The organism is Bradyrhizobium commune (assembly GCF_015624505.1).
GTDB classification, from domain to species: domain Bacteria; phylum Pseudomonadota; class Alphaproteobacteria; order Rhizobiales; family Xanthobacteraceae; genus Bradyrhizobium; species Bradyrhizobium commune.
In genome coordinates, this window is sequence record NZ_CP061379.1 from 906,144 (window position 1) to 932,031 (window position 25,888).

The window sequence follows — 25,888 nt, forward strand, 5'->3', positions numbered from 1 at the left end:
CGGCAAAGCCGCCATCCATGGAGATGCTATGCCAGCCTCAGGCCAAAGCTCTGAGCGGAGCGCGAAGGCGCTGCTGCTCGAGGGCGTCAATGACAGCGCCGTCGACCTGTTTCGGAGCGCGGGCTTCACCAATATCGAACGGCTGCCCAAGGCGCTGGACGGCGAGGCGCTGCGCCAGGCGCTGAAGGGCGTGTCGCTGCTCGGCATCCGCTCGCGGACCCAGATCACGGATGAGGCGCTCGAAGCTGCCGACGGGTTGCTTGCGGTTGGCTGCTTCAGCGTCGGCACCAACCAGGTCGATCTGCTGGCGGCGCGCAAGCGCGGCATCCCCGTGTTCAACGCGCCGTTCTCCAATACCCGCAGCGTCGCCGAGCTCGTGATCGGCGAGATCGTGATGCTGCTGCGGCAGATCTTTCCGCGCTCGGTGTCGGCCCATGACGGCGGCTGGGACAAGTCCGCGACCGGCAGCCGCGAGGTCCGCGGCCGCACGCTCGGCATCATCGGCTATGGCAATATCGGCTCGCAGCTCTCGACGTTGGCAGAGGCGATGGGCATGCGGGTGATCTACTACGATCGCACCGACAAGCTCCGCCACGGCAACACCGAGCCGGTCGAGAAATTGGAAGAGCTTTTGGCGCAGAGCGACGTGGTCAGCCTGCACGTGCCGGAAACGCCGGAGACCGCCGGCATGATCGGCGAGAACGAGCTGAAGGCGATGAAGCCGGGCTCGTTCCTGATCAACAACAGCCGCGGCACCGTGGTCGATCTCGACGCGCTCGCGCGCGCCTTGCGCGACGGCCACATCGCGGGTGCCGCTATCGACGTGTTCCCGATCGAGCCGTCCTCGAACGCGGAACGATTCAAGAGCCCGGTGCAGGGTCTCAACAACGTCATCCTCACGCCGCATGTCGGCGGGTCCACCGAGGAGGCGCAGGAGCGTATCGGCGGCGAGGTCGCGCGCAAGCTGGTCGATTATTTCATCACCGGCTCGACCATGGGCGCGGTGAATTTCCCGGAGGTGCAGCTGCATTTGCGTCCCTCCGGCGTACGCTTCAGCCACGTCCATCGCAACGTGCCGGGCATGCTGCGCCGGCTGAACGAGGTCTTCCTCCAGCGCGACATCAATATCGCCGCGCAATATCTGGAGACCGCCGGCGACCTCGGCTATGTCGTGCTCGACGCCGATCTCGGCGGCGAGGATTCAGGTACGTTGCTCCAGCAGATCCGCGGCCTCGAGGGCACGGTCGGCGCACGGCTGGTATTCGAGCACTAGATTGCCCCACGTTCCGGTTGCAATCCGCAGCCATGGCTCTCTACACTGCTGTCATCTTCGGCGTGCTAAAAAGCACGTCGAATTTGAGCTTCAGTTGCGTGAGTGTCCGCCATGGAACGGGACGCCGTACTGATTGATCTCGCACTTCAAGGCGGCGGTTCGCACGGCGCCTTTTCCTGGGGCGTGCTCGACCGCCTGCTGGAGGAAAAGTGGCTCACGGTCGCTGCGATCTCCGGAACCTCCGCAGGCGCGATGAATGCGGCCGTGCTGGCGGACGGCTGGACCGCCGGTGGCGCCGACGGCGCGCGCGCCGCGCTCGAACAATATTGGCGCCGCGTTTCGCAAGCCGCTGCCTTCAGCCCGCTACAGCGCTCGCCGCTCGACCGGCTGATGGGGCGCTGGACCCTCGATACATCGCCCTTCTACATCCTCACAGATCTGATGTCGCGGGTGCTGTCGCCCTACGATCTCAACCCGACCGGCTACAATCCGCTGCGCGCGGTGCTGGCCGAGAGCATCGATTTCGAGCGCCTCGCGCGTTCGCCGATCCAGCTCTTCATCACCGCGACGCGGGTGCGGACCGGCCGTGGCCGCATCTTCCGCAACGCTGAGATCACGGCGGACGTGCTATTGGCATCGGCCTGCCTGCCGACCATGTTCCGCGCGATCGAGATCGATGGCGAACCCTATTGGGACGGCGGCTTTGCCGGCAACCCGACCATCACGCCGCTGGTCCGCGAGAGCGACGCGCATGACACCATCCTCATCCAGATCAACCCGACCGAGCGGCCGGAGGAGCCACGGACGGCTGCCGAGATCCTCAACCGCCTCAACGAAATCTCCTTCAACTCGCCGTTGATGAAGGAGCTGCGCATGATCGCGCTGCTGCGCCAGGCCGCCGACCCCGGCAGCGGCGAGGGCGCGCGCTGGGCGAAAATGCGGACGCACCGGATCAAGAGCGACATGCTGGCGAAGTTCGGCGCCTCGTCGAAGCTCAACGCGGAATGGGAGTTCGTCTCGATGCTGCGCGCCGAGGGACGCATCGCGGCGGATGCGTTTCTGCGCGAGCACGGCGCAGACATCGGCCGGCAATCGACCGCCGATCTCGACGTCCTCCTGTCGGAGTGCTGAGACATGGGTCTTCTCGGCCTCCTCGTCGGGCTGGGCCTGCTCGTCCTGTTCGCGTTTCGCGGCTGGAGCGTGCTGCTGCTCGCGCCGTTTGCGGCGCTCATTGCCGCATTGTTCGGCGGCGAGCCGCTGCTTGCGAACCTCACCCAGATCTTCATGGTGAATGCGGCGGGATTCCTGGCGCAGTTCTTCCCGATCTTCCTGCTCGGCGCCGTCTTCGGCAAGCTGATGGACGACAGCGGCGCGGTCACCTCGGTCGCCGCCTTCATGGCGGAACGCCTTGGTGAGCACCGCGTGATCCTGGCGGTGGTGTTGGCCGGTGCGGCGGTTACCTATGGCGGCGTCAGCCTGTTCGTTGCGTTCTTCGTCATCGTGCCGATGGCCCGCTCGCTGTTTCGTGCCGCTGCGATTCCGCGCCGGCTGATTCCTGCCGCGATCGTGCTGGGCACGTCGACCTTCACCATGTCGGCGCTGCCGGGCACGCCGTCGATCCAGAATGCGATCCCGATGCCGTTCTTCGGCACGACGCCGTTTGCCGCGCCCGGCCTCGGCATCATCGCCTCCCTCGTCATGCTCGGCACCGGATTGTGGTGGCTGCAACGCGCCGAAGCTGCGGCGCGCCGTGCCGGGGAAGGCTATGGCGATGATGTCGAGGGTGCGACCGAGCGCGCTGCCGCCGATGAGCTCGTGCGCGAACGTGCGACGACGGCGCGGGAGTTCGACCCGGCAGAGCTGCAACACGGGCATCGCAGCAGCGCCCCGTCGCCGGTTGTAAGTGCCATCGTGCCGCTGATCGTCGTCGTCGTCGTCAATCTCGCGATGTCGTTCGTCGTGCTGCCGCGGCTCGATGTCTCCTATCTCGCCGAGCAGCGCTTCGGCGAGACCTCGCTTGCCGCTGTGGCCGGCGTGTGGTCGGTCGCGGTCGCGCTGACCGCGGCCATCGTCACCACCATCGTGCTGAACTGGTCCCAGTTGCCGGCGTTGCGGCAGACCATGGATGCCGGCGCCAATGCGTCGGTGCTGCCGGCGTTCAGTGTCGCGAGCCTGGTCGGTTTTGGTGCGGTCGTGGCCGCGCTGCCGGCATTCACGACCGTGCGCGACTGGGTGCTCGCGATCGAAGGCGGCCCGCTGGTGTCGCTCGCGGTTGCAACCAACATCCTGGCCGCGCTGACCGGTTCGGCGTCAGGCGGCCTGACCATCGCGCTCGATGCGCTCGGGCAGACATATATGGAACTCGCCGCGCGCACGGGCATCGATGCCGCGCTGATGCATCGCGTCGCGGTGATCGGTTCGGGAACGCTCGACATCCTGCCACACAATGGCGCGGTGGTGAGCCTGCTCGCGATCTGCGGCCTGACGCATCGCGACAGCTATCTCGACATCGTCATGGTCGGCATCGTGACGTCGCTGCTGGCGCTGATGGCCGTGATCGCCCTGGGCAGCGCGGTCGGATCGTTCTGATCGCGTGAGCGTGCAGTCGGAACCACGGCCTATGCCGACAAGCGGCCATCCACGCGTTTTCCTGCGAGCCCGGGCATGACGACCTTTCCCCGCGCGCGGGACAGGAAGCTAATGCGCGCCCCCGCCGCCGACCGCCTTCACGCGCCGCGTCAGCAGCACTGCGATCGCGGCGAGCACCAGCACCACGCCGATCACTGCAAAGGTGTCGGAAAAGCCCATCACCAGTGCCTGGCGCTTCACTGTCTTGCCGAGTGCGATGATTGCCTGCTCGCGTGCGGCGTTGGGGTCGGGCACGCCGTGGGCGATGAAGTAATCCGTCATCTGCGCGATCCGGGCGCGGACCTCCTCGCGGCCGAGCGTGACGGAATGGCCGATGATGTTGGAGTGGAACTGCTCGCGCTTGGTGACGATGGTGGCGAGCACCGCTGTGCCGATGGCGCCGCCGAGGTTACGCATCATGTTGGAGATGCCCGACGCCGCAGGCGCGTCCTGCGGCGCGACGCTGCCGAGGCTGAGCGCTGACAGCGGCGCCAGCGTCAAGGCCTGGCCCACCGCGCGAACGACGTTGGGGATGAAGAACTGATCGCCGGAATAATCGAGCGACATCTGAATATTCAGGAACGAGCTCGCGGCGAACAGCAAGAGGCCGATGGTGGCGATATAGCGCGCGTCGAACCGCTGCATCAGCTTCGGCACCAGCGGAATCAGCAGGAGCTGCGGCAGGCCGGTCCAGGCCAGCACGTTGCCGATCTGCTCGGCATTGTAGCCCTGCACCTGGCCGAGATAGGCCGGCAGCAGATAGACCGAGCCGAACAGCGCAAAGCCGAGGAACACCGCGGCGATCGTGCCGACGCCGAAATTCCATTGCGTCAGCAGGCGCAAGCGGAGCAACGGCTTCTCGACCACCAGCTCGATATAGATGAACAACGACAGGCTGACGGCAGCGATGATGGCGAGCCGCACGATGAAGGGCGAGCCGAACCAGTCGTCCTTGTTGCCTTCCTCGAGCACGGCCTGAAGCGAGGCGAGCCCAACCGCCATGGTCGCGATGCCAAACCAGTCGCCTTCGCGCAGCAGGGCGAGGTTGATCGTCTGGCGCTCCAGGGTGAAGAAGAGGATGGTTACCATGATGGCGGTGGGCAGCACGTTGACATAGAAGATGGTCTGCCAGCCGTAATTCTCGGTGAGATAGCCGCCGATGGTCGGGCCGATCGCGGGTGCGAAGGTCACGGCGAGCGAGAACATGGCAAGGCCGATCGGCTGCTGGGCCTTCGGCAGCTTGGTGAAGACCAGCGTGAAGGCCATCGGGATCAGCACGCCGCCGAAGAAGCCCTGAAAACCGCGCATCGCGATCATCGAGGGCAGATCGTGAGTGAAGGCACAGGCGACAGAGAAGGCCGCAAACAGCGCGGCAAAGCTCAGCATGATGTTGCGGAACGAGAATACCCGCGACAGATAGTCGGTCAACGGGATCACGATGATCTCGCCGATCAGATACGACGTCGAGATCCAGGATCCGTTGTCGACACCGGTGCCGATGCCGCCCTCGATGTTGAGCAGCGAGGCGTTGGTGATCTGGATGTTCAGGATCGCCATGAAGGCGCCGATCATCGCCGCGAAGACGGCGACCCAGACCGTGGCGCTCGCGCGATTGGGATCGGCGGCGACGCGCTCAGGCGTCGCGGCCGGCATTGTGGGCGCTGGCGTCGAGATTGTGAGGCTGTTTGACATGGCACGACCCTCCGGAAACAAGTTTCGCTTTGGGCGTCGTTGCCGCTTGCGCGGTCGGCGCTGAACGGGTTGCGATCGTCGGGATGACGGACATGCCGGGCCGCAGCTCGATCGCAGGCTGCGTTTCGGCATCCAGCGCGATCTTCACGGGGATGCGCTGCACGATCTTGGTGAAATTGCCAGTGGCGTTGTCCGGCGGCAGCAGGGCGAACTCCTGACCGCTGGCCGGCGCGACGGAATCGACGTGACCGTGCACCACCTGGCCCGGGAAGGTGTCGACCTCGATCTCGACCTCTTGTCCCGCACGGACATGGGTCAGCTGGGTCTCCTTGAAATTGGCGACCACATAGGCGCCCTCGGCCGGCACGATCGACATCAGCTGCGTTCCGGCCTGCACGAACTGGCCGACGCGAAGCGTGCGGTTGCCGATGACGCCGTCGATCGGAGAGACGATCATGGTGTAGCCGAGATTGAGCTCGGCCTGGTGCTGAAGCGCGGTAGCACGGGCGGCAGCCGCATTGGCCTGCGCGATCTCCGCCTTCAGGAGCTCGACCTGCTTGAGGGCCGAAGCGAGATTGGCGGTGTCGCGCTGGATCGCGGCGTCGGCGCCGGCATCGCGCGCCTGCGCCTGCTGCGCGTTCTGCACGCTGCCATAGCCGGTTGCAGCGAGGTCGGTGTAGCGCTTGTTTTCCTGCTGCGCGAACGTCTTCGCCGCAGTGTCGACGTCGATGGTCGCTTTCGCCGCGGCGATCGTCGCGTCTTGAACTTCGAGCTGCGCCTGCTTGCTGGTCACCGTTGCGTTGGCTGCGGCGACATCCGCCTTGGCCTGGTCGAGCGCGACGCGGAAGTCGCGGTCGTCGATCCGGGCCAGAACCTGGCCGACCTTCACATGCTCGTTATCGCCGACCAGGACGCGATCGAGATAGCCGCTGACCTTCGGCGCGATGGTGGTGTTGTCGGCCTTCACATAGGCGTCATCAGTGGAAACCAGGAACCGGCCGACGGTCCAGTAATCGTAGCCGTACCAGGTTGCGCCGGCCAGTGCCGCGGCCGCCACTCCCGCCAGCAACAGCTTGCGAAGGCTCAGCTTTCGGCGCGGAGCGGGGGGTGGCGCGGCGGCCAGGAGGCTTTCCGGCGCAGGCGTTGGAACCAGGGTGGATTCAGTCTTGGATGGATTGGTGTGCACGGTCATGGCCGGCTCCCTCGAATTAGGAAACTTGACGTTTTCCAAAATAGGACTAGCTTCGGGAGTGTCAATGGAATGACAGGCATCATTTAAAGACATGGCTCAGGCAAAACCCGAAAGTGAGTGCCGCCCGCGCGGCCGGCCGCCGGTGCGCAGCGACGAGGAGACGAAGCGGATCGTGTTCGAGGCCGCGCGCCACGCCTTTGCCGTCGACGGCTATGCGGCGACGAGCACCGAGGCGCTGGCGCGCGCCGCCGGCATCTCCACCAAGACGCTGTATCGTCTGTTTCCAGGCAAGGCCGCATTGTTCGAGGCGATGTGCGCTGACAGGCTCGAACAATTGCTGTCCGCCGTCGATCTTCAGGCCGGCGACGAGGTCGATATCGAAACGGGCTTGCGTGCCGCGCTGCTTGCCTGTGCGGATATCGCACTCGATCCGGAGGTCGTGGCCTTGCAGCGCATGGTGCTGCAGGAATCTGCCGCGTTCCCCGATCTCGCCGCGAACTTCTACAAGAACGGCATTTCCCGCACCGCGACCGCGCTGGCGAAATGGCTTCGTGTCCGGGTGAAAAAGCAACTGATCGTGCTCGACGACGTCGACGAAGCCGCCGGCATGCTGATGGGCATGCTCGCCTCCGCACCGCAGCGTGCGGCCATCTATGGCGGTATATCCCTGCCGTCGCGCAAGGATATCGAGCGGCGTGTGCGCAATTGCGCAACTCTGTTCCTGAATGGTTGTCGCGTCACATCAGCGTGACGTCGAGGCGGCCGCCTTTACAATCACCCGCCGCCTCGATATGTATTTCGCATGCGAAATAAAGACGTCGCAGCGAAGCGCCATCGGCTGATCTATCTGTTGAGCGTCGCGCAGCGGCGGTTGCAGCGCTGGATAGCGGCCCAGCGCGGGAATGGGGTCACGCCGACGCAAGCAGGACTGTTGTTCATTCTCGGCAGGCAGGACGGCATCCTGATGGGCGAGGCGGGCGCCGCGCTCGATCTCGGGCCGGCTGGAATTTCCGGCCTGGTCGATCGCTCGGCGGCGGCAAGGCTGGTCGAGCGGCGTGCCGACCGCGAGGACGGGCGCGCATGGCGGATCTGGCTGACCCCGAAAGGCCGCGCGGTGTTGTCGGATACGAAAGCTTCGACCGCGCAAATCAACGCGGCGTTGACGCAGGGATTTACCAGCGCGGAGATCGACATCGTCGCGCGCTGGCTGACCAGTATTCAGGACAAGTTTCCGAGAGACCCTACGAGAGATCCAGAGGACTGACAGGAGAGAGCAATGACCGAGCATGTGCGCATCGAGAACAATGGCGGAATTCTTACCCTCACGCTGGCGCGTCCCGACAAGAAAAATGCGCTGACGGATGCGATGTACGGCAAGCTTGCAGACACCGTCGAGTCCGCCGAGTCCGATCCGTCGGTCCGCGTCATCCTGTTCCGCGGCGAGGGTGACATGTTCACCGCCGGCAACGATGTCGGCGAATTCGCAGCCGTCGCGTCGGGCAAGTCGGAGGGCAGCCGCAACGTCGTGCGCTTCATCCAGTCGCTCGGGCGCAGCAGCCGGCCGCTGGTCGCGGCTGTGCAGGGCCGCGCCGTCGGCATCGGCACAACCATGCTGTTGCATTGCGACCTCGTCGTGCTCGCCGACAATGCGCAATTGTCGACGCCCTTCGTCAGCCTGGCGCTGGTACCGGAAGCCGCCTCCAGCCTCTTGATGCCCGCGCGCATCGGCCATGCGCGTGCCTACGAGATGTTTGCGCTCGGCGAGACCGTGCCGGCCAAGGCCGCGCTGGAATGGGGCCTCGCCAACCGCGTGGTGCCGCTCGACAAGCTCGACGCCGAGGCGCTTGCGCTCGCGCAGCGTCTTGCTCGTCAGCCGGCCGGCGCACTCACCGCGACCAAGAAGCTGATGCGCAATGGCGAGGCGCTGGTCGCGCAGATGAACGCGGAAGGCGAGCACTTCGCCCAGCGCCTGCGCACCGCCGAGGCGCGCGAGGCCTTCACGGCGTTTGCCGAGCGCCGTCCGCCTGATTTCACGAAGGTTGCGTGACATGCGCAGGCTGCATAAGGGCTTGGCAAATCGAGAGGTCCTGGCGGTCCGGAAGTCGCGGCAATTCGATTAAAAGCTTAACGAAACATTGGCATGTCGCGGTGCAAGGTGGCGCTACGTGAAAGTAGGCCTCGTGACCCCATGACCATGTTTAAGAAATCGGTAAGCTCGCTTCTCCTGACGTTGATGGCTCTGCTGGCGGCCGGTGCGCTCGCCAGCACGGCGATCCAGATGGTCGGGGCCTTCGGCCGCTATACCGACAGCATCGAGACCGCGCGGCTTGCCGCTGCCGACAAGGCGATCTTCCACGGCGTGCTGTCCCTGCGCAACAACCGCGGCGACGCCCAGAGCGCGCTGCTTGGTGACGACGACGCGCGGCCAAAGCTCCAGGCGGCGGAGAAGGCCGAGCAGGGGGGCTATGACGGCATCACCGCTGCGCTCGCCACGGTCGAATTCGCTCGGCGCGACGAACTTGCGAGCACGCTCAAGCAACGCTGGGGCGACGCTTCACCGCAGTTCCAGCTGTTCTACGACGAGGCCAAGCGTCCGCGCGCCGAGCGCAAGATCGAGCGGACCAACTCCTGGTACGATGCCGTCACCAAGGTGATCGAGACGGCCAACCTCGCCTCCACGGCGGTGTCGAACCGCGCCTGGATGAACGATCCCTTCATCGCCCGCATGATCCAGGTCCGTCGCCTCGCCTGGCAGGTGCGCGACCGCTATGGCATCCATTGCTCGATGCTGCGTTCGAACGTCAACAGCAGCAAGCCGCTCGACGACAACCAGAAGCGGTCGCTGGCGCAGTGGGACGGCACCATCGCGTCCGGCTGGTCCGGCATGGACGAATTGCTGGCTGCGCCCGACGTTTCCGCAGAGATGATCAGCGCTGCCAAGGACGCGCGCGTGAAGACCGACGGCGTGCTCAAGCAGATCGGCGATCTCACCAAGAATTTTGACGGCAGCGGCAAGCCCGCAATGGCTGCATCAGAGTGGAACACGCTGTGCCAGTCGCCGTTCCCGCTCATTGTCGCGGTCGCCACCAAGGCGCTCGACCAGTCGATTGCGCGTGCCGAAACCGTGCAGGCGAAGGCGCTGACCAATCTCGTGATCCAGTCGCTCGCGTTCCTGCTGGCGCTCGCCGTGACGCTGGCCGGCGTCTACGTGGTGCGCAATCGCCTGATGCGTCCAGTCCGTGCCATCCTCGACGCCATCGCGCGCATCAGCGCCCGCGACTATGCGACGCCGGTTCCGCAATCCCGGTATCCCGATGAGTTCGGCACCATGGCGGCCGCACTCGAAAGCCTGCGCGAGAGCGCGGCGACCGCGGAACGACTGGGCCAGGAACGCGAATCGCAGCAGGCGCTGCAACTCGCCCGCTCCGGCACCGTGGACGAGGCTTGCCGCAGCTTTGACGACACCGTGCAGGCGGTCATTCACAGCGTGGCCGCGTCGGCCAAGGAGCTCGATGCGACCGCAACCGGCGTGCGGTCGCTGGTCTCGGAGTCGAGCAGCCAGACGGCGGCGGTATCCTCGGCGGCCGAGCAGGCCACCAACAATCTCGAGACCATCGCGGCTGCGACCGAGGAGCTCTCGGCCTCCGTCGGCGAAATCTCGGCGCAAGTGCAGTCGAGCGCGCGTGAGGCGCGCGAGGCGGTGTCGCAGGCCGAGCAGACCAACGCCACGGTCGAGATCCTCGACCAGACGGCAAGCCGTATCAGCGAAGTCGTGAAGATGATCCACGCCATCGCCGGCCAGACCAATTTGCTGGCGCTGAACGCGACCATCGAGGCGGCGCGCGCGGGCGAGGCGGGCCGCGGCTTTGCGGTCGTCGCCGGCGAGGTCAAGAGCCTCGCGGCGCAGACCGCGACCGCGACGGAAGAAATCTCGCGCCAGGTCGAGGAGATTCAGGGCGCGACCGGCCAGGCCGTGACGGCGATCCGCGCCATCGGCGGCGCCATCAGCGGCATCGACGAGAAGATGACGGCGATCGCAGCGGCCGTCGAAGAGCAGCGCGCGGCCACCACCGAGATCTCGCGCAACTTCCAGCAGGCGGCGCAAGGCACGCGCGAGGTCACCGACACCATCGGCAGTGTCGCCAGGCTCAACCAGGAGACCGGCAACGCCGGCACGGTGCTCTCCGAGTCGGTCAAGAAGATGTCGGCGGATGCCGACCGTCTCCGCGTCGCAGTCGAGGGCTTCCTCGGCGCGGTGAAAACCGCCTAACCTTCACATCCCTGTTCCAACGACAGGCGGATCGGCATTGCCGCCGATCCGCGCGCCGAGTACATCTGTGACGCCGCGTGAGCGCGGTGACGGATGTGCAAGACGATCAGGGATGGAGAGCTCGATGCCGGTCACGCCACACAACAAGGCCCAGCGCCCCTATCGCGGCGTGTTCCCGGTCGCGCCCACCATCTTCGATGAACGTGGCGAGCTCGACCTCGACGGACAGCGCCGCTGCATCGATTTCATGATCGATGCCGGCTCGCACGGAATCTGCATTCTCGCCAATTTCTCCGAGCAGTTCGTGCTCACCGATGCCGAGCGCGAAACCGTCATGCATGCGGTATTGGAGCATGTCGCGGGCCGCGTGCCCGTGATCGTCACCACCACCCATTTCAGCTCGGCCGTGTGTGCTGCGCGCAGCAAGCAGGCCGAGGCGGCAGGTGCCGCCATGGTCATGGTCATGCCGCCCTATCACGGCGCGACGTTTCGGGTGCCGGAGAAAAGCGTCGTGGAATTCTTCAAGGTGCTGTCGGACGCGATCGACATCCCGATCATGATCCAGGACGCGCCGGTTGCGGGCACGCCGTTGTCGGTCGAGCTGCTGGCGCGGCTGTCGCGCGAATTTTCCAATATCCGCTATTTCAAGATCGAGGTGCCCGGCGCGGCCACAAAGCTCCGCAGCCTGATCGAGGCGGGCGGCAAGGACATCGAAGGCCCGTGGGACGGCGAGGAGGCGATCACGCTGCTCGCCGATCTCGACGCCGGCGCGACCGGCGCCATGACCGGCGGCGGCTATCCCGATGGCATCCGCCAGATCATCGATCCGTATTTTGCGGGAAAGCGCGAGGAGGCGAAGGCCGCCTATGAACGCTGGTTGCCGCTGATCAATTACGAGAACCGCCAATGCGGCCTGATCGCCTGCAAGGTGATGATGCAGGCGGGCGGCGTGATCAAGTCGGACGCGGTACGGCATCCGTTGCAACCGCTGCATCCGGCCACGCGGGCGGGGCTGCTGGAATTGGCAAAGGAGCGCGACGCGCTGGCGTTGCGGTGGGGGAAGTAGTGTCGCACACTCCACAGTCGTAGGGTGGGCAAAGCGAAGCGTGCCCACCAATTTGTATGCCTCAGGTAAGACTGGTGGGCACGGCGCTCCGCGCCTTTGCCCACCCTACGAAGGTTGCACCAGCGCCCACTCGCCGATGATGCGGAATCTTGCCTTGGCATCATCCTGCCTGAACAGCGCAATGCGATCGATCGTCAGCCTGTCAAGCTTCAACGTCGCAAACCGCGTGCGCAGCATCGCCAAGATCGGCCCGCGCCGTTCCGCATCGAGCCGCCCCGTCAGCGTCATGTGGAAGCGAAATTCTTCGATCACGTAAGGATAACCCCAGCGGTCGAGATAGTCGCGCTGCCGCTCGGTCAGCTTCTCAGGTCTGCGCCGCACGCGATCTTCTGCGGTGAGAGCGGCGCGAAAGCTGTCGAATTCGCGCACGCAATCGGCGGCGAGCTGCTGGAGCTCGGCGACCGGCTCGGCCGGAATCACGGCAATGAACCCGCTGATGGAATCGACCACGGGGCGGATCACCGGGATCGGCCGCGCGGTGCCGGCAAACGACGCGCAGGCAGTCGTGAGCTCAGCCTCGGTCGTGCCGGGCGCGAGCGCCATCGGCGCCTTCAGCGTGGCGTGATAGCCGTACTTGCGGGGATCGCTGCTGACGTCGCGCCAATCCGGCGCGACACGCAATGCATCTTCCGGAAAGGGCAATTCGCCGCCGGTGTAGGCATCGTAGCCGAGCAGATCCGCGCCGAAGCGCGACAGCGCATGGTCGGCACCGGCGGCAAAATAGATCGCGTAGCGGGGGAAACCTGTCATTGCCTCAGCATAACCGATCTATGCCGCGACAACAGTCTCGCGCGGCGTCGCCGCCGCGCCGAGCAGCCGCGTCGCGTCGGTCAGATGCACGAGCTTTCCGGCAGCGATCACCGCAACGAGCCGCGGCCGCAGCGGCTCGCTGCCGTCGACCAGCAGAATGTCGGCGCGGCGCCCGGCAGCGAGCGTGCCGCGATCGGCAAGGCCGGTCGCTTGGGCCGGTGCGGCTGAGACCAGTTTCCAGGCCTCGGTCAGTGGCAGCACGCCGTCGGCCGCGAGCCGGAACGTGGCGAGCAGCGGCGCAGGGTAGTAGTAATCCGACGCCAGCACCGAGCAGAGCCCTTTTGCGATCATGTCGGACGCCCTGGTCCAGCCGGTGTGGCTGCCGCCGCGCAAGACATTCGGCGCGCCGTAGACGATGGCATCGCCATGGTTCGCGGCCTCGCGCGCCGTCTCCTCGTTGACCGGAAATTCGGCGAGCGTCACGCCCATCTCGCGAAATGCCCGGCGCATCGCCGGCGTGGCATCGTCATGCGAGAGCATCCGGACCTCGGCGCTGCGTGCCGCAGCAGCGAGCCGGATGATCGACGCCGGAACGTCGGCTGCGCGTGACACGATATGGGCGACGAGCCTGTCAAAATCCTCGCTCGACAGTCCCGTGCGCTCCACCATGCGGTTGCGCTTGCGCGGATTGGAGATGTCGGCGACGACCCCGTCCATGTGGTCGTTGAAGGCGAACAGGTCGACACGGCCCTCGGCGAGCCACTGGCCGATCTCGGCCTCGGCGTCGAGATTGTAGGTCTCGTGCCGCAGATGGAAGCGGGTATCGGCGGCGAAATGCGGGCGCTGCCGCTCGATCGCCTCGAGCAGGCGCCGCGCATTGTCGCCGCTGCGCAGCCCCGGCTCCCACGACCAGGTCGTCGCGTGGAACACCGTGGTGATGCCGTTGCTGATGACCTGGCGGTCGGTGTCGGCGAGCGCGACGTCGATCGGGAAATCGACGCCGGCGCGCGGCATCATCTGCCGCTCGAAGGCGTCGCCATGGAGATCGACGATGCCGGGCAGCACCAGCAAATTGCGGGCGTCGATCGCCAGCCGCGCGCGACCGCGGGGCGCATCGACCTGCGCGATGTCCGTGCCGGACACGGCGAGTGAAGTTTCGACGAGCTCGGAGCCGATCAGGGCCCGGCCACCTTCAAGGAAAATGTCTGTCACGCGACCACGGTTCGTTTGCTGGCAGAGGAATGTGCTCCTGCTTCGTATGTCGTCAGGAAATCTTCAATCGCGAGCTTGCGGAAATCGGGCAGCGCTGCACGCAATTTGTCGTGATCCCAGTCCCACCATGCCAGCCTTGCAAGCCGTCCGGCAACCTCTTCCGAGAACCGGCGGCGCACGATCCGCGCCGGATTGCCGGCGACGATGGCGTAGGCCGGCACGTCCTTGGTGACGATGGCGCCGGCCGCGATCACCGCGCCGGTGCCGATGTTGCGGCCGGGCAGCACGATCGCGCCATGGCCGATCCAGACGTCATGGCCGATATGGACGTGATGCTGGCGCCGCCAGTCGAAGAATTCCTCGTCGTCGCTCTCGCCCGGGAAGTAGGCACTGGAGCGATAGGTGAAATGCGCCTGCGTCGCGCGATGCATCGGATGATTGCCGGGATTGATGCGCGTCACCGCCGCAATCGAGCAGAATTTTCCGATCGTCGTGTAGGTGATCTCTGCGTCGTTCACGACGTAGGAATAATCTCCCATCGCGACTTCATGCAGGATGGTGCGGGCGCCGACCTCGGTATAGGCGCCAAGCCTGGTCTCGTGCAGCTTCGCCGAAGGATCGATGGTCGGCTGGACCGAAAGCACCTTGGCCATGCTGCATCCGAAAATTCGAGGGCGGGCGCCCGTCATCGAGTCGCTTGATGACAATGTCATGACGAAGCGATGACAGGGGACGAGGTGTGTAGGATCGCCGCACCGCAGCGTGCGTGTCACACAACTGTCAAGCGCCGGCGATAGCGGTGGGAGCCAGCTACTCTGGAGCCCTGCATGCTGGTGGTGGAAGGTCTGACGTGCCGCTTCGGCGCAAAAGCCGCGGTGGACGACGCTTCGTTTCAAATTGCCCCCGGCAGCTTCGTCGGTGTGATCGGGCGCTCCGGCGCCGGCAAATCGACCATGCTGCGCATGATCAATCGCCTCGCGACGCCGACACAGGGCCGCATCCTGTTCGACGGCCTCGACGTCACCGCGCTGCGCGGCAAGGAGCTGCGGCAGTGGCGGGCGCGCTCCGCGATGATCTTCCAGCAGTTCAACCTGGTCGGCCGGCTCGACGTTCTGACCAACGTCTTGATGGGACGTCTGGCCACCATGCCGGCCTGGCGCTCGCTGTCGCAGATCTGGCCCGAGCAGGACAAGGCGCTGGCGATGTCGGCGCTCGAGCAGTTCGATATCGCAGCACTCGCCGCCCAGCGCGCCGACCAGCTCTCCGGCGGCCAGCAGCAGCGCGTGGCGATTGCCCGTGCCCTGGTGCAGCAGCCCGACATCATCCTTGCCGACGAGCCGATCGCCTCGCTCGACCCGCGCAACACCAAGATCGTGATGGATGCGCTTTTGCGCATCAACAAGCATTTCGGCATCACCGTGCTCTGCAACCTGCATTCGCTCGACCTGGCGCGCAGCTATTGCGACCGCCTGATCGGCATGGCGCAGGGCCGGGTGGTGTTCGACGGCGCGCCGGCGGAGCTGACCGATCTGGTTGCGCGCGAGCTCTACGATCTCGAAGCCGCCGACGTCATGGGCGGCACGCCTGCGCCGGCGCCCGAGGGTGTCCCGGCGCTCGGAACCGCCGCTGCGGCTTGAGCCGCGGCGCACCTGTCGTTGCCCGTTTTTGCGTCCACCGATCCCAACCGATGAAGAGGGTATCATGATCACTCGCAGATTAATTCTTGCCGGCGCCGCCGCGCTCACCTTCGCCGGATCCGCCTCCGCCGAAGACTGGAAGACCAAATACCCGGAGATCACCTTCGCCGTGATCCCGGCCGAGAACGGCTCCGGCGTCACCGAGCGTTACGGCCCCTTCATCAACTACCTGTCGAAGGAGCTCGGTGTGAAGGTGACGCTGCGTGTCGCCAACGACTACGCCGCGGTCATCGAGGGGCAGCGCGCTGGCAACATCCACATCGGCTACTACGGCCCGGCCTCGTTCGCCCGCGCCCGCCTGACCGGCGTCAAGACCGACGCCTTCGTCATCGACGTCAATGCCGACGGCTCGAAGGGCTATTACTCGGTGTTCTACGTGCTGGCGAAGTCGCCGTACCAGAAGATCGAAGACCTCAAGGGCAAGAACCTTGGCCTGGTCGATCCGAACTCGACCTCGGGCAACAACATGCCGCGCTTCAAGCTGAACGCGATGGGCATCGATCCCGACGCCTATTTCTCCAAGGTCGTCTTCACCGGCAGCCACGAGAATGCCGTGCTGGCGCTGGCCCAGGGCACCGTCGACGTCGCCGCCAATTGGTGGAACGCCGACGACGATTCCAACCTGACCCGCATGCTCAACAAGGGCATGGTTAAGTCGACCGACGGCACCGTGATGAAGAAGGAAGACTTCCGCATCATTGTGAAGTCCGACCTCATCATCAACTCGCCCTACGCCTATCTCAGCGATCTGCCCGACGACATGAAGGCCGCGATCAAGAAGGCCTTCCTCGATGCGGCGCAGAAGGATCCCGAGGCGTTCAAGAAGCTCTCCGACGGCAAGAACAAGCCGTGGGAGCCGATCGCCAACGACGATTACAACAAGACCATCGAGCTGATTAAGTTCGTCGACGCTTTGCGCAAGAAGGCGTCCTGATTTCGTCGGGACGACGCTACTCGAGCCGGGTCGATGGACCCGGCTCTTTTCTTGATGGACCCGTGTGATCGATGACGATTGCGGTTGCGATCCTTCCCGAGCAGCAGCTCGCCGCCCTGAACGCCACCTATCGCAAGGCGGTTGCGCGCAAGCGCCTGCGGCTGCTGGCGGGGCTCGCCTTGTTCGTGGTCGCGCTGATCGTGGCCTCGATCGGCGCCGAAGTGAATTTGCGCACCTTCTTCACCTATTTCGGCAACTTCATCAGCTATTTCGACCGAATCCTCACCCTCGACAACGGTCAGCGGGTCTGGACTAATTTCGGCGAGTGGTTCTGGGGCCTGCATAAATGGCTGAAGCTGCTCGGCGAGACGCTGCTGATCAGTTATGTCGGCACGCTGTCCGGCGCCGTCCTCGCCTTCGGGCTCAATTTTTTCGCCGCTGAAAACACCTCGCCCGCGCCCTGGCTGCGCTTCACGGTTCGGCGCCTGCTCGAATTCGCCCGCACGGTGCCCGGCATCGTCTTCGCACTGATCTTCGTCATCGCCTTCGGCCTCGGGCCGATGGCGGGCGTGCTCGCGATCGCCATCCACTCCACTGGCGCGCTCGGAAAGCTGTTCTCGGAGATCGTCGAGAACGCCGACATGAAGCCGGTCGAGGGCATCCGCTCCACCGGCGCGAGCTGGCTCTCCTGCATGCGCTTTGCGATCCTGCCGCAGGTCTCGGCCGGCTACGCCAGCTACGCGCTGCTGCGCTTCGAGATCAATGTGCGCGAGGCCTCGGTGATGGGCTTTGTCGGTGCCGGCGGCATCGGGCAGGAGCTCATCGTCGCGATCCGCAAGTTCTACTATTCCGACGTCAGCGCGATCCTCATCACTATCATCGTCACGGTCTTCCTGATCGACATCACGACCGGCTGGGTGCGCGGCCGGCTGTTCGGCAAGGAGGCGCGGAATTGAGCAAACCGCCCGACGTCAACACCGCGGAGATCCGCGCGCGCTATCCCGATGTCTTCAACCGCCCGGCCTCGGCGCGCCTTGCGACACCCTTGATGCTCGCTCTCGCGCTCGCGATCTTCGTGTTCGGCCTGGTCGATCTCGATTTTTCGCCGGCGCGCCTGTTCTCTGGGCTGAGCCAGCTCGGCTGGATCAGCATGATGATGATCCCGCCCGATCCCGGCTCGTCGCTGCCGCTCTATCTGAGGGCGCTGGGCGAGACGCTGTCGATCGCGCTGCTCGGCACCACGCTCGCCGCGCTGCTCGCGCTGCCGGTCAGCCTGCTGGCGGCACGCAATGTCGTGCCGAGCATCGTCCGCTTTCCCATCCGGCGTTTCCTCGATTCAATCCGTGGCGTCGATACGCTGATCTGGGCGCTGGTCTGGATCAACGTCGTCGGCCTCGGCCCGTTTGCCGGTGTGCTCGCGATCGCGGTGTCGGATTTCGGCGCCTTCGGAAAACTGTTCTCGGAGGCGATCGAGGGCGCCGACCAGAAGCAGGTCGAAGGCATCCGCGCCTCCGGCGGCAGTGCGCTCCACGAAATCCGCTTCGGCCTGATGCCGCAGGTATTGCCTGTCATCGCCGGCCAGGTGCTTTATTTCATCGAGTCCAACACCCGCTCGGCCACCATCATCGGCATCGTCGGCGCCGGCGGCATCGGCCTCCAGCTCGCCGAGCAGATCCGCGTGCTGGAATGGCAGAAGGTGTCGTTCCTGATCCTGATGATCCTGGTCGCGGTCGCCGCGATCGATTTCATCTCCGGCAAGCTGCGCTTTGCGATCATTGGGCGAAGAGCGGTGGCGTAACTGGCAGCTGCCGTAGGGTGGGCGAAGCGAAAGCGTGCCCACCATTTCTGTCGCGGTCTTGGATAGATGGTGGGCACGGCGCGAAGAGCGCGCCTTTGCCCACCCTACGAGTCCAGATTCGCGGAGAGCCCCTTACGACTCCACCAGAAACTCCACCCGCTCCGCGGCAAAGCGCGAATGCTTCGTCACCAGGGGCTTGCCGTCGAGGTCGAGGTCGGTGGCGTCGACCACCAGGATCGGCCGACCCAGCGGCAGGTCGAGCCGCGCGGCGTCGGTGGCGTCGACGATGCCTGCGGTGATCCGGGTCGCGCCGCGGCGATAGTCGCGCACGCCGTAATGCTCGAGCAGTTTTGTCATCGAGCGCGTCGCCGCAAACACCTCGCCAGCGCCCGGAAACAGCTCTGCAGACAGCCAGGTGGTGGAGACGCAGATCGGCGTGCGGTCGGCGAGGCGAATAGCTTCGATCCGCACCAAGGGCGCGCCGATTTTCAGTCCCAGCTCGCGCGCGAGCTCGCGGGTTGCGACATCCTCGCCGGCCTCGATCAGCTGGCCGCGCGGCTCGCGGCCGCCGGCACCGACGATCTCGGAGAAGCGGGTACGCGAGCGCAGCGGATAAGCGAGCTTCTGCGCCTCGACATAGGTTCCGCTGCCGCGCTCGGCCCGCACCAGGCCACGCTCGGCAAGGGCTGCCAGCGCCCGCCGCACGGTATGGCGGTTCACGCGATAGGTTTCGGCGATTTCCATCTCGCCCGGCAATTTGTCGCCGGCGGCGAAGCGGCCGTCGGCGATGCCGCGCTCGATGCCGTCGGCAACGAGGCGCCACAGCGCGACGCCTGAAGAGGCGGTGTCCTGCATGCTCATGTCGCCGGCGAGCCTAGCCCAGAAATCACGAGTTTGTCACGAAACAGTCATGGCGCTTCCGTATCAAGTTGTCTATTATCATAGACAACTTGGATTCGGCAAGGTCGGTGGATTCCGTGACCCAGCGCAATACCCAGCAAGCCCAGCGCAAGGCCGCCATGGCGGTGCTGGCGCACGCGGAGGCGGGCGAGATCGCCGCTCGCCTCCGCGCTATCGCCTTGCCCGGCCTTCAGGATCTGCGCGCACCGGAAAATGGCCTGGTGATGCTGCGCGGCCGCGTCGGCGGCGACGGCGCGCCGTTCAACCTCGGTGAGGCAACGGTGTCGCGTGCTGCGGTGCGGCTTGCGAGCGGCGAGGTCGGGTTCGGCTACACGCTGGGGCGGGACGGCGAGAAGGCGCGGCTGATCGCGCTGTGCGATGCGCTGGTGCAGTCGCAGGATTTTGCCGCGATCGTCGAGCGCGACGTTATCGCGCCGTTGCGCGAGCAGCTTATGGTCGAGCGGAAGCAGGCGGCGGCAGAGACCGCCGCCACGAAAGTTGATTTCTACACCATGGTGCGCGGTGAGGGGTGAGGCCATGACCACGATTGCGGAACTGCCGCCGGGTTTCGTCGACAAGGTGTTGTCGGCGCAATCGACCTTTCGCTCGGTCATGGACGCGATGGCGCGGCCGGGCTCGGTCCAGCGCATCGTGCCGATGGCGGGCGCGCCCGGGCCGATGATGCGCGGCACAGCCGCGATCGCGCTGACGCTGTTCGATCACGACACCCCGCTCTGGCTCGATGCGCGGATGTCCGAGCATTCCGATGTCGTGAAATGGCTGAAGTTCCACACCGGCGCGCCGGTCATCCAGGATTCCTCGATCGCAAGCTTTGCGCTGATCAGCGACGGCATCCTGCTGCCTGAGCTCGAGCGCTTTGCGCTCGGCACCAGCGAATATCCGGATCGTTCGACCACGGTGATCATTCAGGTCGACAGCCTGGATGCCGGACATTTTTTCGAGCTGCGAGGCCCCGGCATCGATGGTGTCGCCACGCTCCAGGCGTCGATCAAGCCGGCCAATCTGTTCGAGCGGCTGCGGATCAACGAGGTGCTGTTTCCGCGCGGCATCGATGTGGTGCTGGTCGCCGACGACGCCGTGGTTGCGATCCCGCGCACGACGCGTGTCGCGAACAAGGGGAGCTGACGCATGTATGTCGCAGTCAAAGGCGGCGAACGCGCCATCGAGAACGCCCATCTCCTGCTCGCCAATGCGCGCCGTGGCGACCAGAGCGTGCCGGAAGTCACGCTCGACCAGATCTCGGAGCAGCTCGGCCTTGCGGTCGATCGCGTCATGAGCGAAGGCTCGCTCTATGACCGCGAGCTCGCGGCGCTCGCGATCAAGCAGGCGCGCGGCGACCTGATCGAGGCGATCTTCCTGGTCCGCGCCTTCCGTGCGACCCTGCCGCGCTTCGGCGCCAGCGAGCCGGTCGACACCGGCGCGATGCGGGTGCAGCGGCGGGTGTCCTCGACCTTCAAGGACATTCCGGGCGGCCAGATCCTCGGACCGACCTTCGACTACACCCACCGCCTGCTCGATCCCTCGCTCGCCAATGGCTTTGTTCCCCAAGCGCCGGCTGTGGCCGAAGCTTCGACCGCGCCGACGCCGCGCGTGACCGATATTCTTGGCCGCGACGGGCTGATCGAATCCTCTCCGTCGGCCGAGGACGGCGCCAGCGTCGGCGATCTCACCCGCGAACCCCTGAACTTCCCGGCGGATCGCGACCTGCGTCTGCAGAATCTCGCGCGCGGCGACGAAGGTTTTCTGTTGGCGATGGCCTACTCCACCCAGCGCGGCTATGGCCGCAACCATCCCTTCGCCGGCGAGATACGCTTCGGCGAGGTCGAGGTCGAATTCGCGGCCGAGGACGTCGGCTTCGTCGTGCCGCTCGGCTCGATCGAGCTGACCGAATGCCAGATGGTCAACCAGTTCAAGGGCTCGGCGACGGAAGCGCCGTGCTTCACCCGCGGCTATGGCCTTGCCTTCGGCCAGAGCGAGCGCAAGACCATGTCGATGGCGCTGGTCGATCGCGCGCTCCGTGCCCGCGAGCTCGGTGAAGAGGTGGGCGCCCCGGCGCAAGATGAAGAATTCATAATGTCGCATTCGGACAACGTCCAGGCGACCGGCTTCGTCGAGCATCTGAAGCTGCCGCATTATGTCGACTTCCAGTCCGAGCTCGGGCTGCTGCGCAAGCTGCGTCAGGAGTTTGCCGAGGCCAATACGCCCGATGCCATGAAGGAGGCCGCGGAATGAACGCGCCCGCCTACAATTTCGCCTATCTCGACGAGCAGACCAAGCGGATGATCCGCCGTGCGATCCTGAAGGCGATCGCGATCCCCGGCTATCAGGTGCCGTTTGCCAGCCGCGAAATGCCGATGCCCTATGGCTGGGGCACCGGCGGCGTGCAGGTCACGGCCGCGATCCTGGGACCGCAGGATGTGCTGAAGGTGATCGACCAGGGTTCGGATGACACCACCAACGCGATCTCGATCCGAAAATTCTTCGCCAAGACCGCCGGCGTCGCCACCACGACCTCGACGGACGAGGCGAGCGTGATCCAGACCCGTCACCGTATCCCGGAAACGGCGCTGCACGAGAACCAGGTGCTGGTCTATCAGGTGCCGATCCCGGAACCGCTGCGCTTCCTCGAGCCGCGCGAGACCGAGACGCGGCGCATGCATGCGCTCGCCGAATACGGGTTGATGCATGTAAAGCTCTACGAGGACATCGCCCGCTTCGGCCACATCGCGACCGCCTACGCTTATCCGGTGAAGGTGAACGCGCGCTACGTCATGGATCCGTCACCGACGCCGAAATTCGACAACCCGAAGATGGACAATTGCCCGGCCTTGCAATTGTTCGGTGCCGGCCGCGAGAAGCGCATCTATGCGATCCCGCCCTATACGCAGGTGCTGTCGCTCGATTTCGAGGATCACCCGTTCGAGCCCTACCGCTTCAACGCACCCTGCGCGTTGTGCGCGGCCGAGAATTCCTATCTCGACGAGATCGTGACCGACGACAAGGGCAGCCGCATGTTCGTCTGCTCCGACACCGACTATTGCGAGGGACGTCAGGCCGCCGGCCATCACGGCGCCCTCAGCGCCGCGCCGTACAAGGACAAGGCGCAGGAGACGTCAAATGGCTGAGCAGATGCTGGACAACGATCAGCCGCTGCTGGTGGCGGAGTCGCTGAGCAAGTCCTACGGCCGCATCGCCGCCTGCCGCGACGTGTCGTTCGCGCTCTATCCCGGCGAGGTGCTGGCGATCGTCGGCGAGTCCGGCTCGGGCAAGTCGACGCTGCTGCAAATGCTGTCGGGCCAGCTGACGCCGAGCGGCGGCCATGTTTCCTACCGGATGCGCGACGGCGTCACCCGCGATCTCTCGACGCTGGGCGAAGCCGAGCGGCGCTTCCTGTTCCGCACCGATTGGGGCTTTGTGCACCAGGATCCCGCGCAGGGCCTGCGCATGGCGGTCTCGGCCGGCGCCAATGTCGGCGAGCGGCTAATGGCGGTGGGCTGGAACCACTATGGCCGCATCCGCGAGACCGCATCGGACTGGCTCACCCGTGTCGAGATCGACGTCGCGCGCATCGACGATGCGCCGCGCACCTATTCCGGCGGCATGCGCCAGCGCCTCCAGATCGCCCGCAACCTCGTCACCGAGCCGCGGCTGGTGTTCATGGACGAGCCGACCGGCGGCCTCGATGTCTCAGTGCAGGCGCGCCTGCTCGACCTGCTGCGTGGCCTCGTTGCCGAGCTAGGTCTCGCGGTCGTCATCGTCACCCACGACCTCGCGGTCGCGCGCCTATTGTCACACCGCGTGATGGTGATGAAGGGTGGCCGCGTCATCGAGACCGGTCTCACCGACCAGGTGCTCGACGATCCGCGCGAGCCTTATACGCAACTCCTCGTCTCCTCGATTCTGCCGCCATGAACTTTCTAAGATGAGCCTTCAAATGACCGCCATGATCGACATTGCTGACGCGAAAAAGACTTTTACGATGCACCTGCAAGGCGGCATCGAGCTGCCTGTGGTGAGCGGCGTCACCTTCCACGTCAATCCGGGTGAGTGCGTCGTGCTCTCAGGCCCGTCCGGCGCGGGCAAATCGTCGATCCTGAAGATGATCTTCGGCAATTACCGCTGCGATAGCGGTCGCATCGGCATCCGCCACCGCGGCGAAGTCATCGATCTTGCGACCGCCGAGCCGCGCCAGGTTCTCAATGTCCGTCGCGCCACCATCGGCTATGTCAGCCAGTTTTTGCGGGCAGTGCCGCGGGTTGCCACCATCGATGTCGTCGCTGAGCCCCTGATCGTCAACGGCCTCGCGCGCACTGACGCACAGCAGCGCGCCGGCGAGCTGCTGCATCGTCTCAACATTCCCGAACGCCTCTGGCAGCTTCCGCCCGCAACCTTTTCCGGCGGCGAGCAGCAGCGCGTCAACATCGCGCGCGGTTTCATCTCGGATCTGCCGATCCTGCTGCTGGACGAGCCGACCGCCTCGCTCGACGCTGCCAACCGCGCTGTCGTGGTCGAGCTGATCGGGGAGAAGAAGCGCCAGGGCGTTGCCATGGTCGCGATTGTCCATGACGACGAAATCCGCCATCTGATCGCCGACCGCATCGTCGACGTCACCAGCTTTGCCGCCGCGGCCTGAAGGAAGAGACATGAAGCCGAACGACATCGTGATCGCCAATGCCAGGATCGTGCTGGCGGACCGGGTGATCGAGCAGGGCTGGCTCGCTCTTGCCGACGGACGCATTACCGAGATCGGCGAGGGAAGGGCGCCCGCGGGCGGCGAGGACGCTGCCGGCGACCTCATCATGCCCGGCCTGATCGAGCTCCACACCGACCATCTCGAAGCGCATTACGTGCCGCGCCCAAAAGTGTTCTGGAATCCGGTCGCAGCCGTGATCTCCTATGACGGCCAGCTTGCCACTTCAGGCATCACCACCGTGTTCGACTCGCTCCGGGTCTGGCGCGAGGACGGCGCCGAGGAGGTCGACGGCCGCGCCGGCGTGCTCGCGGCCGCGATCGCGACCGCACGCGACGCGAACCTGCTGCGCGCCGATCACTTCCTGCATCTGCGCTGTGAAATCCCGATGCCGAGCGTGGTCGAGGAAGCCAGGGAACTGATCGACCGGCCCGACGTCAAGCTGATGTCGCTGATGGATCACACCCCCGGCCAGCGCCAGTTCCGCGACGAGGTCAAACTGCGCGACTATTATCGCGGCAAGGGCGGCGGCAAGACCGACGCCGAGCTCGACGAATTGTTCGCAAAGCGATTCGAATATCAGAAGCTTTATGCAGCGACCAATATGCGCGAGATCGTCGCGCTGGCGCATCAGCACAACATTCCGCTGGCGAGCCACGACGACACCACCGAGGAGAACGTCGCGGACGCCGTGCGCGACCACGTGTCGGTGGCGGAATTTCCGACCACGCTGGAGGCCGCGCGCGGCCTGCACCAAGCCGGCATCGACATCCTGATGGGCGCGCCGAACGTGGTGCGCGGCGGCTCGCACTCCGGCAACATTGCAGCGGTCGACCTCGCCCGCGAAGGCCTGCTCGATATCCTGTCGTCCGACTACATCCCGTCCAGCCTGCTGATGGCCGCGCTGCAATTGCCGGAGCATGTGCCTGCGATTGGCCTGCCGGCGGCAGTTCGGACCGTGACGAAAGCGCCCGCCGAGGCGGTCGGCCTGTCCGACCGCGGCGAGATCGCGATCGGCAAGCGCGCCGATTTGATCCGCGTGCACGTCGCGGGCAGCGTTCCCGTGGTCCGCAGCGTCTGGCGCGAAGGAGGCCGTGTCGCATGAGCGAGACAGTGACCATGGTCGAGGGCGAAGCGGGCGCGATCGGTCCCGGTCGGCTCGTGCTTGTGGTCGGTCCCAGCGGGGCCGGCAAGGACACGCTGCTGCGGCTGGGGCAGGCGGCTTGCGTCGATGATCACGAAATCGTTTTCCCGCGCCGTGTCGTGACCCGGGAATCCTCCGAAGCCGAAGACAACATCGCAATGAGCCCGGATGAATTCCGCCGCGCGCGCGAGCACGGTGATTTCGCCGTGACTTGGGACGCGCATGGGCATTCCTATGCGCTGCCGCTCGAAATCAACGACGACATCCGTGCCGGCCGCGCCGTCGTCGTCAACGTCTCGCGCACCGTGATTGCCGCGCTGCGCCTGGCCTATGAGAATGTCCTCGTGGTCGCGATCACCGCGCCGCCGGATGTTTTGGCGCAGCGGCTTGCCGCCCGCGCACGGGTGAGCGACGGCAATATCGCCGATCGCCTGGCGCGCAGCGTCGACGATGCGACGGCGCAGGCCGACGTCACCATTCTCAACGCCGGCAGCGCGGAGTATCATAGCCGCCATCTCTTGCGGGTGATCAGGAGCGAAAGCTGGCACGAGTAACAAGGAG

26 protein-coding genes are annotated in these 25,888 nt (G+C 65.5%); 20 read left to right on the forward strand and 6 right to left on the reverse strand.

Annotation, left to right across the window (positions count from 1 at the left end; all coding sequences use genetic code 11):
- The first annotated feature begins 28 nt into the window (after positions 1–28).
- The 3 genes from serA to IC761_RS04325 all read left to right on the forward strand — a co-directional run bounded on the left by serA (position 29) and on the right by IC761_RS04325 (position 3,862).
- Positions 29–1,273, forward strand: a complete 1,245-nt coding sequence (serA, locus tag IC761_RS04315; RefSeq protein ID WP_195802061.1) for a phosphoglycerate dehydrogenase — start codon at positions 29–31, stop codon at positions 1,271–1,273.
- A 111-nt stretch (positions 1,274–1,384) separates the two neighbouring features.
- Positions 1,385–2,404 carry a patatin-like phospholipase family protein gene (locus tag IC761_RS04320; RefSeq protein WP_195802062.1) on the forward strand — a complete coding sequence of 340 codons (1,020 nt, stop codon included), beginning with the start codon at positions 1,385–1,387 and terminating at the stop codon, positions 2,402–2,404.
- A 3-nt stretch (positions 2,405–2,407) separates the two neighbouring features.
- A complete protein-coding gene (locus tag IC761_RS04325; protein WP_195802063.1) occupies positions 2,408–3,862 on the forward strand; it encodes a GntP family permease in 1,455 nt (484 codons plus the stop codon).
- A 108-nt stretch (positions 3,863–3,970) separates the two neighbouring features.
- Here the strand turns inward: IC761_RS04325 and IC761_RS04330 are convergent, their stop codons facing one another.
- Both IC761_RS04330 and IC761_RS04335 read right to left on the reverse strand, forming a co-directional pair.
- Positions 3,971–5,593 carry an MDR family MFS transporter gene (locus tag IC761_RS04330; protein WP_195802064.1) on the reverse strand — a complete coding sequence of 541 codons (1,623 nt, stop codon included), beginning with the start codon at positions 5,591–5,593 and terminating at the stop codon, positions 3,971–3,973.
- On the reverse strand, positions 5,535–6,785 hold the full coding sequence (locus IC761_RS04335) for an HlyD family secretion protein (protein ID WP_195802065.1): 1,251 nt from the start codon (positions 6,783–6,785) through the stop codon (positions 5,535–5,537). The genes IC761_RS04330 and IC761_RS04335 overlap by 59 nt, the downstream gene beginning before the upstream one ends.
- Before the next feature lie 91 nt (positions 6,786–6,876).
- Between IC761_RS04335 and IC761_RS04340 the strand changes: the two genes are divergently transcribed.
- From IC761_RS04340 to IC761_RS04360, 5 genes are all read left to right on the forward strand, one after another.
- Positions 6,877–7,536, forward strand: a complete 660-nt coding sequence (locus IC761_RS04340; RefSeq protein ID WP_195802066.1) for a TetR/AcrR family transcriptional regulator — start codon at positions 6,877–6,879, stop codon at positions 7,534–7,536.
- A 51-nt stretch (positions 7,537–7,587) separates the two neighbouring features.
- A complete protein-coding gene (locus IC761_RS04345; protein WP_195802067.1) occupies positions 7,588–8,049 on the forward strand; it encodes a MarR family winged helix-turn-helix transcriptional regulator in 462 nt (153 codons plus the stop codon).
- A 12-nt stretch (positions 8,050–8,061) separates the two neighbouring features.
- Entirely contained in the window at positions 8,062–8,832 is a 771-nt protein-coding gene (locus IC761_RS04350; RefSeq protein ID WP_195802068.1) for an enoyl-CoA hydratase, read from the forward strand.
- Between the two features lie 141 nt (positions 8,833–8,973).
- The gene (locus IC761_RS04355) at positions 8,974–11,055 is read left to right on the forward strand and encodes a methyl-accepting chemotaxis protein (RefSeq protein WP_195802069.1); all 2,082 of its coding nucleotides are present in this window, start codon (positions 8,974–8,976) and stop codon (positions 11,053–11,055) included.
- 124 nt (positions 11,056–11,179) lie between these two features.
- Positions 11,180–12,121, forward strand: coding sequence for a dihydrodipicolinate synthase family protein (locus IC761_RS04360; RefSeq protein WP_195802070.1), 942 nt, complete (start codon positions 11,180–11,182; stop codon positions 12,119–12,121).
- Positions 12,122–12,226: 105 nt separating this feature from the next.
- Here IC761_RS04360 and IC761_RS04365 read toward each other — a convergent pair whose 3' ends face one another.
- Genes IC761_RS04365 through IC761_RS04375 form a run of 3 tightly spaced genes read right to left on the reverse strand, consistent with a single transcriptional unit; the run spans position 12,227 to position 14,796 of the window.
- Complete coding sequence (locus tag IC761_RS04365; RefSeq protein ID WP_195802071.1) at positions 12,227–12,931, reverse strand: DUF1045 domain-containing protein; 705 nt, start codon at positions 12,929–12,931, stop codon at positions 12,227–12,229.
- Positions 12,932–12,949: 18 nt separating this feature from the next.
- Positions 12,950–14,143, reverse strand: a complete 1,194-nt coding sequence (locus IC761_RS04370) for an alpha-D-ribose 1-methylphosphonate 5-triphosphate diphosphatase (RefSeq protein ID WP_195802072.1) — start codon at positions 14,141–14,143, stop codon at positions 12,950–12,952.
- Positions 14,140–14,796, reverse strand: a complete 657-nt coding sequence (locus IC761_RS04375) for an LbetaH domain-containing protein (RefSeq protein WP_195802073.1) — start codon at positions 14,794–14,796, stop codon at positions 14,140–14,142. The genes IC761_RS04370 and IC761_RS04375 overlap by 4 nt, the downstream gene beginning before the upstream one ends.
- A 174-nt stretch (positions 14,797–14,970) precedes the next feature.
- On the opposite strand from IC761_RS04375, the gene phnC reads away from it, so the two are divergent.
- The 4 genes from phnC (at position 14,971) to phnE (IC761_RS04395) (ending at position 18,572) form a co-directional block, all read left to right on the forward strand.
- Positions 14,971–15,780, forward strand: a complete 810-nt coding sequence (phnC, locus tag IC761_RS04380) for a phosphonate ABC transporter ATP-binding protein (protein WP_195802074.1) — start codon at positions 14,971–14,973, stop codon at positions 15,778–15,780.
- A gap of 64 nt (positions 15,781–15,844) precedes the next feature.
- On the forward strand, positions 15,845–16,774 hold the full coding sequence (phnD, locus tag IC761_RS04385) for a phosphonate ABC transporter substrate-binding protein (protein ID WP_195802075.1): 930 nt from the start codon (positions 15,845–15,847) through the stop codon (positions 16,772–16,774).
- A gap of 71 nt (positions 16,775–16,845) precedes the next feature.
- Positions 16,846–17,730 (forward strand): phosphonate ABC transporter, permease protein PhnE, encoded by an 885-nt coding sequence (gene phnE / locus IC761_RS04390; RefSeq protein WP_195802076.1) that lies wholly within the window; start codon positions 16,846–16,848, stop codon positions 17,728–17,730.
- A 92-nt stretch (positions 17,731–17,822) separates the two neighbouring features.
- Complete coding sequence (phnE, locus tag IC761_RS04395; RefSeq protein ID WP_438265131.1) at positions 17,823–18,572, forward strand: phosphonate ABC transporter, permease protein PhnE; 750 nt, start codon at positions 17,823–17,825, stop codon at positions 18,570–18,572.
- A 132-nt stretch (positions 18,573–18,704) separates the two neighbouring features.
- Here phnE (IC761_RS04395) and phnF read toward each other — a convergent pair whose 3' ends face one another.
- Positions 18,705–19,433, reverse strand: coding sequence for a phosphonate metabolism transcriptional regulator PhnF (gene phnF, locus IC761_RS04400; protein ID WP_195802078.1), 729 nt, complete (start codon positions 19,431–19,433; stop codon positions 18,705–18,707).
- Positions 19,434–19,540: 107 nt separating this feature from the next.
- Between phnF and phnG the strand changes: the two genes are divergently transcribed.
- From phnG to phnN, 8 genes are read left to right on the forward strand one after another with little or no spacing between them, the layout of a single operon-like run.
- A complete protein-coding gene (gene phnG / locus IC761_RS04405) occupies positions 19,541–20,005 on the forward strand; it encodes a phosphonate C-P lyase system protein PhnG (RefSeq protein ID WP_195802079.1) in 465 nt (154 codons plus the stop codon).
- Positions 20,006–20,009: 4 nt separating this feature from the next.
- Positions 20,010–20,618, forward strand: a complete 609-nt coding sequence (phnH, locus tag IC761_RS04410; RefSeq protein ID WP_195802080.1) for a phosphonate C-P lyase system protein PhnH — start codon at positions 20,010–20,012, stop codon at positions 20,616–20,618.
- Positions 20,619–20,621: 3 nt separating this feature from the next.
- Entirely contained in the window at positions 20,622–21,725 is a 1,104-nt protein-coding gene (locus IC761_RS04415) for a carbon-phosphorus lyase complex subunit (RefSeq protein ID WP_195802081.1), read from the forward strand.
- The gene (locus IC761_RS04420) at positions 21,722–22,618 is read left to right on the forward strand and encodes an alpha-D-ribose 1-methylphosphonate 5-phosphate C-P-lyase PhnJ (protein WP_195802082.1); all 897 of its coding nucleotides are present in this window, start codon (positions 21,722–21,724) and stop codon (positions 22,616–22,618) included. The genes IC761_RS04415 and IC761_RS04420 overlap by 4 nt, the downstream gene beginning before the upstream one ends.
- Positions 22,611–23,405: a phosphonate C-P lyase system protein PhnK gene (gene phnK / locus IC761_RS04425; RefSeq protein WP_195802083.1), complete on the forward strand. Its 795-nt coding sequence runs from the start codon at positions 22,611–22,613 to the stop codon at positions 23,403–23,405. The genes IC761_RS04420 and phnK overlap by 8 nt, the downstream gene beginning before the upstream one ends.
- A gap of 22 nt (positions 23,406–23,427) precedes the next feature.
- Positions 23,428–24,126, forward strand: a complete 699-nt coding sequence (phnL, locus tag IC761_RS04430; protein WP_195802084.1) for a phosphonate C-P lyase system protein PhnL — start codon at positions 23,428–23,430, stop codon at positions 24,124–24,126.
- 10 nt (positions 24,127–24,136) lie between these two features.
- Positions 24,137–25,288, forward strand: coding sequence for an alpha-D-ribose 1-methylphosphonate 5-triphosphate diphosphatase (locus IC761_RS04435; RefSeq protein WP_195802085.1), 1,152 nt, complete (start codon positions 24,137–24,139; stop codon positions 25,286–25,288).
- The gene (gene phnN / locus IC761_RS04440) at positions 25,285–25,881 is read left to right on the forward strand and encodes a phosphonate metabolism protein/1,5-bisphosphokinase (PRPP-forming) PhnN (RefSeq protein ID WP_195802086.1); all 597 of its coding nucleotides are present in this window, start codon (positions 25,285–25,287) and stop codon (positions 25,879–25,881) included. The genes IC761_RS04435 and phnN overlap by 4 nt, the downstream gene beginning before the upstream one ends.
- Positions 25,882–25,888: the final 7 nt, after the last annotated feature.